The organism is Arthrobacter sp. DualSoilB13 (assembly GCF_055389195.1).
In genome coordinates this window covers 1,285,641-1,298,887 of record NZ_AP035865.1, presented here as the reverse complement: position 1 = coordinate 1,298,887, position 13,247 = coordinate 1,285,641, and the positions used below count along the sequence as shown (strand labels likewise).

At 64.1% G+C, this 13,247-nt stretch carries 9 protein-coding genes; 4 read left to right on the top strand and 5 right to left on the bottom strand.

What is annotated here, in order from left to right:
- Positions 1–3: 3 nt before the first annotated feature.
- Positions 4–813: a metal-dependent hydrolase gene (locus ACZ5J0_RS06135; protein ID WP_142939820.1), complete on the bottom strand. Its 810-nt coding sequence runs from the start codon at positions 811–813 to the stop codon at positions 4–6.
- 4 nt (positions 814–817) lie between these two features.
- Positions 818–4,450, bottom strand: coding sequence for a transcription-repair coupling factor (gene mfd, locus ACZ5J0_RS06130; protein ID WP_464094409.1), 3,633 nt, complete (start codon positions 4,448–4,450; stop codon positions 818–820).
- 109 nt (positions 4,451–4,559) lie between these two features.
- Between mfd and ACZ5J0_RS06125 the strand changes: the two genes are divergently transcribed.
- From ACZ5J0_RS06125 to nhaA, 4 genes are all read left to right on the top strand, one after another.
- Positions 4,560–6,086, top strand: coding sequence for an SDR family oxidoreductase (locus ACZ5J0_RS06125; RefSeq protein WP_464094408.1), 1,527 nt, complete (start codon positions 4,560–4,562; stop codon positions 6,084–6,086).
- A 47-nt stretch (positions 6,087–6,133) separates the two neighbouring features.
- Positions 6,134–6,631 (top strand): DUF2505 domain-containing protein, encoded by a 498-nt coding sequence (locus tag ACZ5J0_RS06120; RefSeq protein ID WP_142939823.1) that lies wholly within the window; start codon positions 6,134–6,136, stop codon positions 6,629–6,631.
- A 1-nt stretch (position 6,632) separates the two neighbouring features.
- Positions 6,633–6,854 (top strand): SCO4848 family membrane protein, encoded by a 222-nt coding sequence (locus tag ACZ5J0_RS06115; protein ID WP_142939824.1) that lies wholly within the window; start codon positions 6,633–6,635, stop codon positions 6,852–6,854.
- Positions 6,855–7,011: 157 nt separating this feature from the next.
- The gene (nhaA, locus tag ACZ5J0_RS06110; RefSeq protein WP_464094407.1) at positions 7,012–8,343 is read left to right on the top strand and encodes a Na+/H+ antiporter NhaA; all 1,332 of its coding nucleotides are present in this window, start codon (positions 7,012–7,014) and stop codon (positions 8,341–8,343) included.
- 22 nt (positions 8,344–8,365) lie between these two features.
- On the opposite strand, the gene sufU is transcribed toward nhaA, so the two are convergent.
- The 3 genes from sufU to ACZ5J0_RS06095 all read right to left on the bottom strand — a co-directional run bounded on the left by sufU (position 8,366) and on the right by ACZ5J0_RS06095 (position 12,855).
- Complete coding sequence (gene sufU / locus ACZ5J0_RS06105) at positions 8,366–8,818, bottom strand: Fe-S cluster assembly sulfur transfer protein SufU (RefSeq protein WP_142939826.1); 453 nt, start codon at positions 8,816–8,818, stop codon at positions 8,366–8,368.
- 69 nt (positions 8,819–8,887) lie between these two features.
- Positions 8,888–10,213, bottom strand: a complete 1,326-nt coding sequence (locus ACZ5J0_RS06100) for an aminotransferase class V-fold PLP-dependent enzyme (RefSeq protein ID WP_464094406.1) — start codon at positions 10,211–10,213, stop codon at positions 8,888–8,890.
- Between the two features lie 89 nt (positions 10,214–10,302).
- Positions 10,303–12,855: an ATP-binding protein gene (locus ACZ5J0_RS06095; RefSeq protein ID WP_464094405.1), complete on the bottom strand. Its 2,553-nt coding sequence runs from the start codon at positions 12,853–12,855 to the stop codon at positions 10,303–10,305.
- Positions 12,856–13,247 lie beyond the last annotated feature (392 nt).

Sequence of the window (13,247 nt, the reverse complement as noted above, 5' to 3'; positions counted from 1 at the left end):
CTGTCACGGCAATTGCACTACCCCGCCCAGAGCCGCCAGCACGCCGGGCCAGTGCTGTTGAGCCAGAGTCCATGCGGCCACGCCCATGCCCACCATGGCGTAGCCACTGACTGGTATCAGGACCAACCACTCCCGTCGGGAACCAGCCCGTCCCAGCAACGGGATGGAGAAGGCCCCATTCGGCCGCCAAATACCCCGGATCACGGATTTGCGCAGGAACTTCGGTGGTTTGATGACAATGGGCCATAGGAGTGGCACCCCGCCAACGGTGATCATGTCCCCCACGATGTGCACCACCACCCCGGTGAGCATGGACAGCGGCAGCCAGCCCCATTGATCCGGCGCGAACCAGGTCACCAGGCCGGCCATCACCACAGCGAAGAGCCAGTTGGTGATCCAGCCTGACTTCGGGAACAAGTTCAGGGCTTTGGCTGCCAGGTTGATCATGAACATGCAGAGCAACCCCGCGCCGATGGAAAGCTTGCCTACAGGGGTCACCATCTGGAACTGGGCCGCCATGGCTGCGAGCACCACAAACGCGGAAGCTCCCAACAACGAATGAGTACCCTGTCGGTGCCCGCCGCTGGCTTTTTCTATCCCCACCGCAATCACATTGGACAGCGGCGGCAGCGAGTTGGCGATGGTGCTGTGCCGGTGGTCCCAGTCCACCACCAAAGCAGTTCCCGCCGTCGCCATGGCGCCAATCAAAATTCCGGTGGAATCCAAGGGGTACCAGCCCAAGGCGTACGGGCCTGTTGAGGCAATGGCAATCCACGCCGCGGCTCCCGACGCGGCGTGATGTCCTCCCATCATGCAGTTAGCCAGCCTTCACGGGTACATCAGCGAAAATCGCTTCAATGACGTTGTTGGCCCACTGAAGGATCTCGGCGTCCTGGAGGTCCCGTCCGCCGATCCTCGCGGTCTTGGGCTTGGGAATCAGCACCGCGTCCAAGGCAGGCTTCACCTGCGAGCCCGGATACATGCGGTTGAGGCGCATGGTTTTGGACTCGGGCAGTTGCGCCGGCGAGAAGCGGATGAAGTTGCCTTGAAGTGCGACGTCGGACAGGCCGGCTTCGCGGGCACCTACCCGGAAGCGCGCCACGGCAATGAGGTTTTGGGCAGGCAGCGGCGGCTCGCCGTAGCGGTCCACAAGCTCCGCCAGGACTTCCTCGATGGCCTCGTACGTGATGGCGGAAGCCAGCTTCCGGTACGCCTCCAGGCGCAACCTTTCGCCGGGTACGTAGTCGTGCGGCAGGTGGGCGTTGACAGGCAGCTCGATTTTCATCTCCGCGGCCTTCTCTTCGGCCTCGCCGCGGTACTCGGCAACAGCCTCACCCACCAGGCGAATATAGAGGTCGAAGCCCACGCCCTGGATGTGGCCGGACTGTTCGCCACCCAGCAGGTTGCCCGCTCCACGGATTTCCAAGTCCTTCATGGCCAACTGCATGCCCGCACCGAGCTCGTTGTGCGCGGCCACCGCTTTGAGGCGCTCCAACGCCACCTCGCCCAAGGGTTTCTCCGAGGGGTACAGGAAGTAGGCGTAGGCACGTTCCCGGCCACGGCCAACACGGCCGCGGAGCTGGTGGAGCTGCGAGAGGCCGTACTTGTCAGCACCGTCCACAATCAAGGTGTTGGCGTTGGAGATATCCAAGCCGGTCTCAATGATGGTGGTGCAGACCAGGACGTCGAAACGCTTTTCCCAGAAGTCCACGATGATCTTCTCAAGGCGGCTCTCCGACATCTGCCCGTGGGCTACTTCCACACGGGCTTCGGGCACCAGTTCGCGGATCTGGGCGGCGATGCGTTCAATGGACGAGACGCGGTTGTGGACAAAGAACACCTGGCCTTCGCGCATGAGTTCACGGCGGATCGCGGCGGAGGTCTGCTTGTTGGTGTACGGGCCCACGTAGGTCAGCACGGGGTGGCGTTCCTCCGGCGGGGTGGCCAGCGTGGAAGTTTCGCGAATACCGGTCAGCGACATTTCCAGGGTTCGCGGGATCGGCGTGGCACTCATGGCCAGTACATCCACGTTGGTGCGCATTTTCTTGAGCGCTTCCTTGTGCTCCACACCGAAGCGCTGCTCCTCGTCAACAATCACCAGGCCCAGGTCCTTGAACTGAAAATCCTTGGACAGAAGCCGGTGGGTGCCGATCACCACATCCACGGCGCCGCTCTTGACGCCCTCAGCTGTTTCCTTCGCTTCCTTGCTGCTTTGGAAGCGGGACAGCGGCTTTACCCTCAGGGGGAAGCCGGAAAAGCGCTCGGTAAACGTTTCGTAGTGCTGCTGCGCCAGCAGGGTGGTCGGCACCAGAACCGCCACCTGCTTGCCGTCCTGGACGGCTTTGAAGGCTGCCCGTACGGCGATTTCGGTCTTGCCGTAGCCCACATCGCCGGAAACCAGACGGTCCATGGGGATCTCCCGCTCCATGTCCGCCTTGACCTCATTGATGGTGGTCAACTGGTCCGGCGTTTCCACATAGGGGAACGCCTCCTCAAGCTCGCGTTGCCAAGGAGTATCGGCCGCGAACGCGTGACCCCGGGAGGCCATGCGGGCCGAGTACAAGCGGATCAGCTCACCGGCGATTTCCTTGACGGCCTTGCGTGCCTTGGACTTGGTGCTGGCCCAGTCCGCGCCACCCATCTTGCTCAACGCCGGCGCATCTCCGCCAACGTAACGGGTCACTTGATCCAGCTGATCGGTGGGGACGAAGAGCCGGTCACCCGGCGCTCCGCGCTTGGACGGCGCGTACTCCAGCACCAGGTACTCACGCAGCCCGGCGTCCGAGGACGACGTTCCGGCCACCTTGCGCTGGATCAGTTCCACGAACCGGCCAATTCCGTGCTGCTCATGCACCACGAAGTCGCCGGCGTGCAGCTGCAACGGGTCCACGGCATTCCGCCGCTTGGACGGCATACGGCGCATGTCCTTGGTGGAACTGGCCGTGGCACGGCCCAACAAATCAGCTTCGGTCAACAGGCCAAGTTTGAGGCCGTCCAGGACAAAACCGCGTCCGACGGCGGCGGTGGTCACCTCGATGATGCCCGGCTGGGGTTCCTTATCCAGGGAATCAACGCGGGAACAGGGAATCTCGGCATCGTGGAACAGCTCCGCCAAACGCTGGGCGGGCCCGGGACCATCGGTCACCACCACCACACGCCACTGCTCACGCACACGGGAGCCGATGAACTCCAGCATCTCGGCCACGTCCCCCTGGTAGCCACGAGGTTCGCGGGCACGCATGTTGAGCACATCGATGTCCAGGACCAGGTCCTCGTCCGAGGCAAGCGATGTGATGGACCACCAGGACACGCCATGTTCCAAGGCGGCCGAGCGGGTGTCGGTGAGCGAGCGGAAACTGGCGGCGTGCAAGTCAGTGGAGGCCTGGGACGAGAGATCAAGGGGCGCCGCACCGCCGTCGGACGCTGTTGACCAGGCAGCTTCCAGGAATTCCTCGTTGGTGGCTGCGAGGTCGTGCGCGCGGGTGCGCACCTTCTCCGGTTCGATGACCACCGACAGCGAGCCGGCCGGAAGCTGGTCCACGAACGGAACCATGGCATCCACCAAAACAGGTGCCAACGATTCCATGCCTTCAACAGCGATTCCGCCGGCGATCTTCTCCAGCATGTCAGCCGCGGCAGGCATGTCAGCCTTGAGTTTGGCTGCACGGGACATCACGGACGCGGTAATCAAGATCTCCCGGCACGGGGGCGCGTGGAGCTCAGTGGGGTGGTGAATTCCAGGTGCTGACAGCGAGCGCTGGTCTGCCACGGCGAACCAGCGCATCTGGTCCACTTCATCTCCGAAGAACTCCACGCGGATGGGGTGGTCCTCGGTAGGTGGGAAGACGTCAAGGATGCCGCCACGGACAGCGAACTCGCCGCGGTGCGTCACCATGTCAACGCGGGCATACGCGGCATCGGACAGGGCACGGACAACTTCCGTGAAGGAACGTTCCTGCCCCACCTGCAAGGTGACGGGGACCAAGTCACCCAGGCCGGCCACAATCGGCTGGACCACGGCGCGAACCGGGGCTACCACCACACGCAAGGGGGCCGCCGTCGAGCTTTCCGGGTGCGTCAGGCGGCGCAGGACCGAGAGGCGGCGGCCAACGGTGTCCGAGCGTGGCGAAAGCCGTTCGTGCGGGAGGGTTTCCCAGCTGGGGAAGGTGGCCACGGACTCTGCCGGGAGGTAGGAGGCGAGCGCCGCGGTGAGGTCCTCGGCTTCACGGCCGGTTGCGGTGACTGCCAGGACCACAGGAGCGCCGTCTTTTTCGACGCCAGCGGAAGCCAGGGCGTCGGCCATTTCGGCCAGCAACACCGCGCGCATCCCTTGGGGGGCGCTGATCTGGTAGTCGGCGTTCCGGTCGCTGAAGGACCGCTGCGCCTCCGTGCGAACGCGCGCAAAAGTCTTGTCCTCCGCCAGTGCGCGGCGCAGACCGTTGAGGCTCATGGCAGAAACTCCTAGGGTGGGTCCAAGGGCAGGCAACACAAATGCCCGGAAATTCAGATGAATGCCGGGTCATTCCAGCCTACCTCTACCCCCAGCCACAGGAGTTCCATTGCAGCCTTCGGAAGCTACGCATTCCAATACCCCGCAGGAGACCAAGACAGTACTGGTCACAGGCGCCACCGGCTACATCGGCGGGCGACTGGTCCCCCGGCTCCTTGAAGCCGGCCACAAGGTCAAGGTCCTTGTCCGCACGCCACAGAAGATTGCCGATGTTCCGTGGCATGACGACGTTGAGATCATCCAGGACAGCCTTTCCGATGCCGATAGCTTGGCCGCTGCCCTGACCGGCGTGGATGTGCTCTATTACCTGGTGCACTCCATGGCTTCCGGCAGCGGATTTGAAGCCAAGGAAGAATCCATGGCGAAGCTCGTGGCAGGAGCGGCCGCGGATGCGGGTGTGGACAGGATTGTCTACCTGGGCGGACTGCACCCGGAGAACGAGGATCTTTCCATCCATATGCGTTCCCGGGAGACCGTAGGCCGGGTTTTCCTTGAATCGGCGGTTGACTCCATCGTGTTCCAGGCCGGTGTGGTCATCGGTTCGGGTTCGGCCTCTTTCGAGATGATCCGGCACCTGGCAGAGACGCTCCCGGTCATGCCGGCGCCCAGCTGGGTCAATAACAGGGTTGAGGCGATCGCCGTCCGCGACGTCCTGCATTACCTTGTAGCTGCGGCTGCCATCCCGGAGAAACTGAACCGATCCTTCGACATTGGGTCCCGGGATGTCCTGAAATACAAGGACATGATGAACAAGTACGCCGTGGAGCGTGGGCTCCCGCGGCGACTGGTGATCGCCCTCCCCGTGCCCGCGCCCAAGCTCGCTGGCCTGTGGGTTGCGCTGGTGACTCCCATTCCGTTGTCCATGTCCCTGCCCTTGGTGCAGTCGCTGCAGCATGACGCGGTGTCGCGGGAGCACGACGTCGACCGTTACATTCCACAGCCCGACGGCGGCCTGACGCCCTACCGGCGTGCCGTCGCTTTGGCTCTGGGCAAGGAACGGGACGGACAGGTGGAGACCACGTGGGCCAACGCCGGCATTGACGCTGATCCCCTGCCGAGCGACCCCGACTGGGCCGGGTACAAAGTGTTCCTGGACGAACGGACCTTCCACAGCGAAGCCAAGCCTGAACACGTTTGGACCATTATTGAGGGAATCGGCGGCAAGAACGGCTGGTATTCCCTTCCCTTGGCGTGGCGGGTCCGGGGCTGGCTGGACAAGTTGCAGGGCGGTGCGGGGCTCTTGCGCGGACGCAGGCATCCCAAGACCCTGAACACGGGCGAGGTAGTGGACTGGTGGCGGGTGGAGGCGATTGACCGTGGACACCTGCTGCGCTTACGGGCCGAGATGCGGGCTCCCGGCGGTGCTTGGCTTGAGTTGTCGGTAGAGCCCGACGGCAGCGGCAGCCTCTACAAACAACGGGCCATCTTCTTCCCCCGCGGTTTGGCAGGAAGGCTCTACTGGTTGGGCGTTTATCCTTTCCATGGGTTCATCTTCCCTTCCATGGCCCGCAACATTTCCGCGGCGGCCACCACCCTTCAGGAGGCCGGTTCCGGGGTGTCCACCGAGACACCGTAGGATGTTGGGAGCTAAAAAGCTTCACCACAACCATCCACGGAGGACCCATGGCCCTGAGTGCATCCACCACCCTGCCCCACAGCGTTGACCGCGTAGCCGCAGTCTTTGTCAACGAGGATTTCCTGCGTCACACCAGCGAATACGTGGGCGGCTCCTTGGAATCGTTCACCGTTGACGGCGACACCGCCGGCGCTTTCACCACCACCACGGTTCGTACGCTGCCCACCACGCGCCTGCCGGACATCGCACGCAAGTTCGTTGGCGAAACGCTCAAGGTCACCCAGACCGAGAAGTGGGAAGCCCCGGCTGCCGACGGTTCACGGTCCAGCACCATTGACCTGAAGATCGCCGGCGCTCCGCTCGATGTCTCTGCGGTGCAGCGTCTGGTGGCCGAAGGCGGCAGCACCCGGATCGAGCTTGAAGGCAACGTGACCTCCTCGGTTCCGTTCCTCGGTGGCAAGATCGCCGATGCCGCAGAGCCCATGGTTGGCAAGGCCCTGGGAATCCAGTCGCAGCAGGCCCAGGCCTGGCTCGAAAGCCACTAGCGTGGAGATCCCCGCAATCCTGGCGATCGTCCTGATCGTTGCCGGCGTCTGGTCCTTGGTGGTGTGGCCGCAGTTCCTCAAGCGCGTCATGAAGGACCCCCGCGCCCGCGATGCAGCCGGGAAAGCCACCAAGTTCCTCACGGTCCACGTTGTGCTGGTCACCATCTCCATGGTGCTCGGACTCGCGACGGCGGGCATAGGGATCGCGGGCCTGATCGCCTAATCCTCACCCAACTGAGTCGCAGTAGTGCGCGTTCTGAGAGCTCACAACGCGCACTACTGCGACTCAGTTGGGTAGGATGGGTAGTGGTGTGCCGGGAAGTCTGGTCGGCGGTTCTTTTGCCGTACCGCGAATGCCCGCCCACTCTTGAGGAGCCCCAGTGCCCCACCCATCGAGCCAGCCCGCAGCACCCGAGCCCGACTCCAGCAGCTCCAGCAAAGTCTTCTCGCGCTCCACATACCCCGAATATCGCCGGATCCTCTCCATTCTCCGTACGGAAACGGTGGGCGGCGCACTCCTTCTGGCAGCTACCGTGGTGGCGCTCATCTGGGCGAACTCCCCTGCAGCAGACGGCTATTTCGCACTCCGAGACGTCAAGATCGGCTACGAACCCTGGCATCTTGAATTGAGCCTTGGCCACTGGGCTTCGGATGGCCTGCTGGCGGTGTTCTTCTTCCTGGCAGGACTTGAACTCAAACGCGAATTCGTGGCCGGGGAACTCCGTAAACCTTCCAAAGCCGTTGTCCCCGTCGCTGCTGCTGTTGGTGGCGTGGTGGTGCCGGCCCTGATCTACGTCCTCTTCAACCTGGGAACAGCCGGAGAGACGCTCAAAGGCTGGGCTATTCCCACAGCCACGGACATCGCCTTCGCCCTCGCGGTGCTGGCCGTCATCAACACGCACCTGCCCGCCGCACTACGGACGTTCCTGCTGACGCTCGCCGTGGTGGACGACCTCATCGCCATCGGCATCATCGCCTTCTTCTACTCCACGGGGCTCCAGCCGCTCATGCTTTTGGCCGCCCTGGTGCCGCTTGCCCTCTTCACGTTCCTGGTGCAGAAGCGGATCCGCAGCTGGTACCTCTTGCTGCCCCTCGCTTTGGCCACGTGGGGCTTCGTCCACGCCTCCGGTATCCACGCCACCGTGGCCGGAGTGCTGTTGGGCTTCGCCGTTCCCGTCCTGGCCAGCGGCAAAAAGGGAGAACCGGCAGAGGGCCTGGCCGAGCACCTCGAACACAAACTACGCCCCTTCTCGGCAGGCTTTGCCGTACCTGTTTTCGCGTTCTTCTCCGCAGGCGTGGCCTTGGGCGGACTGGACGGCATGGGAGCCGCCCTCAGGGACCCCGTGGCGCTCGGGATTGTTGCAGCATTGGTGGTGGGCAAGGCCGTGGGTGTCTTCGGCACCACGTTCCTGGTCACCAAAACCACGCGCGCAAGCCTGGACTCCAGCATCGCCTGGATCGACCTCTTCGGGCTGGCACTGCTGGCCGGCATCGGCTTCACGGTCTCATTGCTGATCGGCGAATTGAGCTTCGGCGCCGGCTCCGCCCATAACGACCACGCCAAAGTGGCCATCCTGGCAGGCTCCTTGATCTCGGCGCTGCTGGCCGCCGTCGTGCTTAAGGCCCGCAACCGGCGCTACCGCCAAGTGCAGGCAGACGAAGAACGGGACGACGACGGCGACGGCGTACCTGACGCTTTTGCCCGCGCCTAAGGCGGAGGTGCTCCGCCAGAGGCTAGGCGGTGGCCTGGTTGAGCGCGTCCTCAGCGGCAACCCAGGAGATCATGGCGCATTTCACGCGGGCCGCGTAACGGGCCACGCCTTCGAAGGCGGCGGCATCGCCCAGAATCTCCGGGTCTGCCTGTACTTTTCCGCGGGACCGGAGCACCTCCCGGAAATTATCGATGACCGAGTGGAGCTCCTCCACGGACATGCCCTCGCCAAGTTCGCTAAGCACAGAAGCTGAGGCCATGGAGATGGAGCAGCCCGCACCGTCCCAGCGGATCTGCTGAACGGTTCCGTCGGAGACTGCGAGCCGCAGCGTCACTTCATCCCCGCACACAGGGTTCAGCTGGTGCGATTGCCCGGTGGATGTACCGTCCGGCGCACCCGTTTCCGCAAGGCCGCTGCCGTGCCGCTGCTTGGAGTGGTCCAGGATGATCTGTTGGTACAGCTGGTCAAGACTCATGATGCTTGGTGCCTCTTCTGGGGAAAATCGTTGGTTGACGGCTGTGCGGCCAAAGGCCTGTGCCGCGTGTCAGGCCTGGAAGTAGGCCCGGACACCCGAAACTGCGTCCAGGAAAGCGTCGACGTCGTCCGTGGTGTTGTAGAGGTAGGTGCTGGCGCGGGTGGTTGCCGTCAGGCCCAGGCGCCGGTGCAGCGGCTGGGCGCAGTGGTGACCGACGCGAACGGCGATGCCGCGGTCATCAAGGAACTGTCCGACGTCGTGCGCGTGGACGCCAGCGACGTCGAAAGCTGCCAGGCCGATCCTTTCAGACCCTGAGGCCGGACCGACGACGCGGATGCCCTCGATTGCCTCAAGCCCCTTCACCAGACGCTGGCCCAGCGTCGACTCCCATGCATGGATGCGGTCGATCCCGGTCTCGGTGAGGTAGTTCACGGCGGTTGCGAGCGCAACAGCCTGGGAGATGCGCTGGGTTCCGGCTTCGAACCGCTGAGGTGCCGGCAGGTACTCGGCCCGTTCCATGGTGACCGTTGTAATCATGGATCCACCCGTCAGGAACGGCGGCAACACATCCAGAAGTTCCTGCTTGCCGTACAGCACCCCTACCCCGGTGGGGGCCAGCATCTTGTGGCCGGAGAACACGGCGAAATCGACATCCAGTCCTTTGACGTCCACAGCCATGTGCGGAACGGACTGGCAAGCGTCCAGGACCACCAAAGCACCGACGCGGCGGGCCATGGCTACGAGCTCGGCGACGGGGTTGATGGTGCCCAGGACGTTGGAGGCGTGGCTGAAGGCAAGGAGCTTGGTCCGCTCCCCCACCATTTCCGCGGCGGCATCAAGCTGCAAGGTGCCGTCGTCCGCAATCGGGATGTACTTCAGGGTGGCGCCGGTCCGGAACGCCAGTTCCTGCCAGGGAATCAGGTTGGCGTGGTGTTCCATTTCGGTGACCACGATCTCATCGCCAGGACCGATGGCCAGGTCCTTCAGCGCGGACCCACCCCTTCCCTGTGCTGCCCAGAGAGCGGCGTTGGACAGGGCGTAGCTGATGAGGTTCAGGCCCTCGGTGGCGTTGGAGGTCCACACTGTTTCCTCGTACTGCGCACCGATGAAATCCGCCACGGTCTGGCGGGCATCCTCGAAGACCTCCGTGGCTTCCACGGCAAGGTGGTGGGCGCCACGATGAACAGCGGCGTTGCGTTGCTCGTAGTACTCCTGCTCGGCTTCGATGACACTGAGCGGATTTTGCGATGTAGCGCCGGAGTCCAGGTAGATCAAGGGTTTGCCGTTGACCAGCTGGTCCAGCACCGGGAAATCATTCCGGATCCGCAACACCTCCGCGTTGTCCATGGCATGCATGGATCGCTGCAGTGAGGCGGGAGTTGATACGGCAGTCAAGGGACGCTCCTTGGAAATCCTTCAGGGACTCCTCATTATCCCACGGTGGCCCCTGCCGTGCGGTGCCGCGGGTGTGCCGTACAGCACGTTCAGCCGCCGGCCCTCCCGGGCACCCAGCCCAGCGGTGGAACCATCCCGCTATCAAAGGCGGCCCGGAGCCTCCCAAGGAGCACCGAGGCCCGGCGGCTGGCGGCAGCCCGGGTCCTGGCCTCGTAACCCGCTGCGGCCCGGGAATAGCACAGGGCGGCGTGGGCAAACTGCCGGTCCGCGGACAGGCTCCGGCCCGCCGCTTCAAGTGCTTTGGGGTCGTTGCCCACCAGGGCGGCTGCAAACGTCCCCCATGCGGCCCCGCCCGGACCATGAACAGTTGCTGCCAGCGCGCCAAGGCGTTTCTGGATCGCGGGATCGTCGACGGCGGCACTGGCCGGGTTGAGTGTCAGGAGGGAGAACACCTCTGCCTCCATCAGGATGCTGCCTCGGGCGTGCACATGTTCCGCCAGAGCCATCAGGTGTGTTGACGTCCCGGCAACCTGGTCCTGCGCCGCTGCGACGTACACGGCAGCGAGTTGCGTCAACAGACCAGGCTGCGCCCCCAGTGCATGTTGAGTGAAGAGTCCGGACGGATCCGCTGAATGTCCTGCTGCTTGGTCGGAGGCATGCTGAACGGACACCCCGGCGGCTTCCTGCGCAGTCATGCTCTGCCGGGCCTTGGCCAAAGCCTGCCGGGTGTTCCCGCACAGCGCCTCGGAGTAGGCCAGCAGGGCCGCAGCCAGAGCAAGGACTGGCGGCAGACCGGCGTCGTGCAGTTCTGCCAGGACCGGTTCCAAGGTGGCCCGGGCTGCACGCGGGAGTCCCTGGCTGAGCTGGACGTAACCGCGGGCGACGTCCAGGCACGCCGAGAGGTGCATCGGCAGGGTGTAATGGGCGGGAGTATCCACCAGCGGATCCGCCGGTTCCCAGGCCAGGTTGTACCGCAGGCCCATCACGTGCCGGAGCAGTACGCCCGGCAAGAACATGTTCAAGGTGGGATCGGCGTTGATGGCTTCCATGGCTGCTGTTGACCTTTTCAAGGCTTCCGGGGCGGCCCCGGACAGCAGCAGACGCTCGGCTTCGTGCACATTGTTCATGATCAATAGGGCGGCATCAGTTGGCTCCCCCGGCCGCTGATGGGTGAACTCAGACCCGGCAGGTAGGGATGCAGCACCCAGCAGCCCCAGAGCCAGCAACCGGTGCGCGGCATCGATCTTCACTTCAGGGAGTCCGCCCGCGGTTGCCAGCTGCCGAAGTTCCGGACCTGCTTCCCGGAGGTGGCCCTCGGCGATCAATGCCCGCGCCCTGACCAGCCTGGCCTCGTCCAGGTGATCCTCGCCCGTCACTGCCGAGGCGGCCCTCAGAGCAAGCTCGGCGGTGGACGGCCTGTCAGCGGCGGGTGCGGCAGCAAGGAGAAGTTCGTCGGAGAGGCTCAACCCGCAGTCCAGGGTCCACGTGATCCATCGCAGCAGGGCAGGCGCCGTCTCCGTAGTCAGCTCAGGTTCCTCCACGCCCAGCCGAAGGGCCATGCTCCGCGAGCGCGGCACGGACAGTCTGGTCCCCTCCCCGCGCAGCCAGGAACTTGTGCTGAGCAGCGGGGGCGAGCCCGGCAGCAGCCTGATGTGATGATTGGTGAGGAGATGTTCAATGGCTTTCTGACCGAAGTGACGCTCCACCACCTCAAGCGCCACGGGCTCTGAGAGCGCGATGAGTTCGAGCGCTTGGCGCTCTTCAGGGGGGCGCGAAATGTTCTCCGCCCGGACATGCTCAACCACGCCGGGCCATTCACAGCGGGCCCGGACATCGATGGTCCAGTAACCATCAACCCGGACCAGGAACCCGGAGCGGCGCGCGTCGTCGACCGCCAGGCACAGCAATCCCACGTTGAAACCGCTCATTGCGGCAAGGAGGCTGCTCGCGCGTCGCTGGACATGCCCGCCAAGGATGGACTGGCACAAAGCGTGTGCCTCACTGAAGGTAAAGGGTGGGAGGAAGTACTGCTCCAGGAAGCCGTCTTCCCAGAGCTGGTATAGATCAGGCGGGAGGGGGTGTCGGCTTTCCGCCGTGGCCACCAAGGTGGCACCGAAGCCCGGAATGAGTTGCAGCAGGACCGCCAGTGAGGCCGGATCGATGTAGTGGATGTCGTCCACCAACAGGACCAGCTGCGGCCGTGCCGGTTGAACGTGCCGCTTGTTCCGGCGTCGTCCGCGTGAGGGTGTGTACAAGTAGTCGGCCGGCCCCAGAGTACTGGTCAGGGCCCGGAGAACGTGCAGGCCCGGCGCCACGGCCTCGTCGGCCGCTGCCGCTCCCGCCGCCGTTGCCGCTGCCGCGGCCCCTGCCGAAACGGCGCCTAAAGCGCCGAATTGAAGGGCCCGGCGTTCCGGTTTTCCGCTGAAGATGCGGACGTCGACGGTCTCGGGAAGTCCCTCTTTGACGGAAAGCAGAAGGTGGCTCTTTCCGGAGCCCCGCTCTCCCACCACCACGATGCCGCTGGTGGACGGGGACGGGACTGCCGAGAGGATGAGATTTAGAAGTTGTGTTCTATCGGGAAATGTTGATGGCCTCAGACCGGCCGTGACGGTGTCTTCGTCCAGCCAAGGGTCCGGCAACATGCACACTCCAATAGCAGCAGTCCCATGATCCGGGAAGGGTTTTTGGGTTCCGCGGTGCGCGGATCCCTGTCCTAGAAGCCGGCGGCGGCTGGGGGGAGAGTCTCGGTCTCAGAAGACTCTGTCGCCGCCGGCTTCGTACAGGGCCGGACCACCTTTCGATGGCCGGAGCATCGGCTCAAGAGACCTCCGATGCGGGTGATGCGATTTCCGGAATCCCGGTGATGCTTGGGGCTGAACCGTTCTTCCAAGATCAATACTGCCGGGGCGCAACATGCCGTACATCAGTAGTTGGTACTCGAAAAGTGGGCCGCTTTTTTCCCGCCGGTACTCTGTTGTACTCAGTCCCCGGACAGGGCACTACTTGGTTGCGACACGAAATACCCGCGCATTAC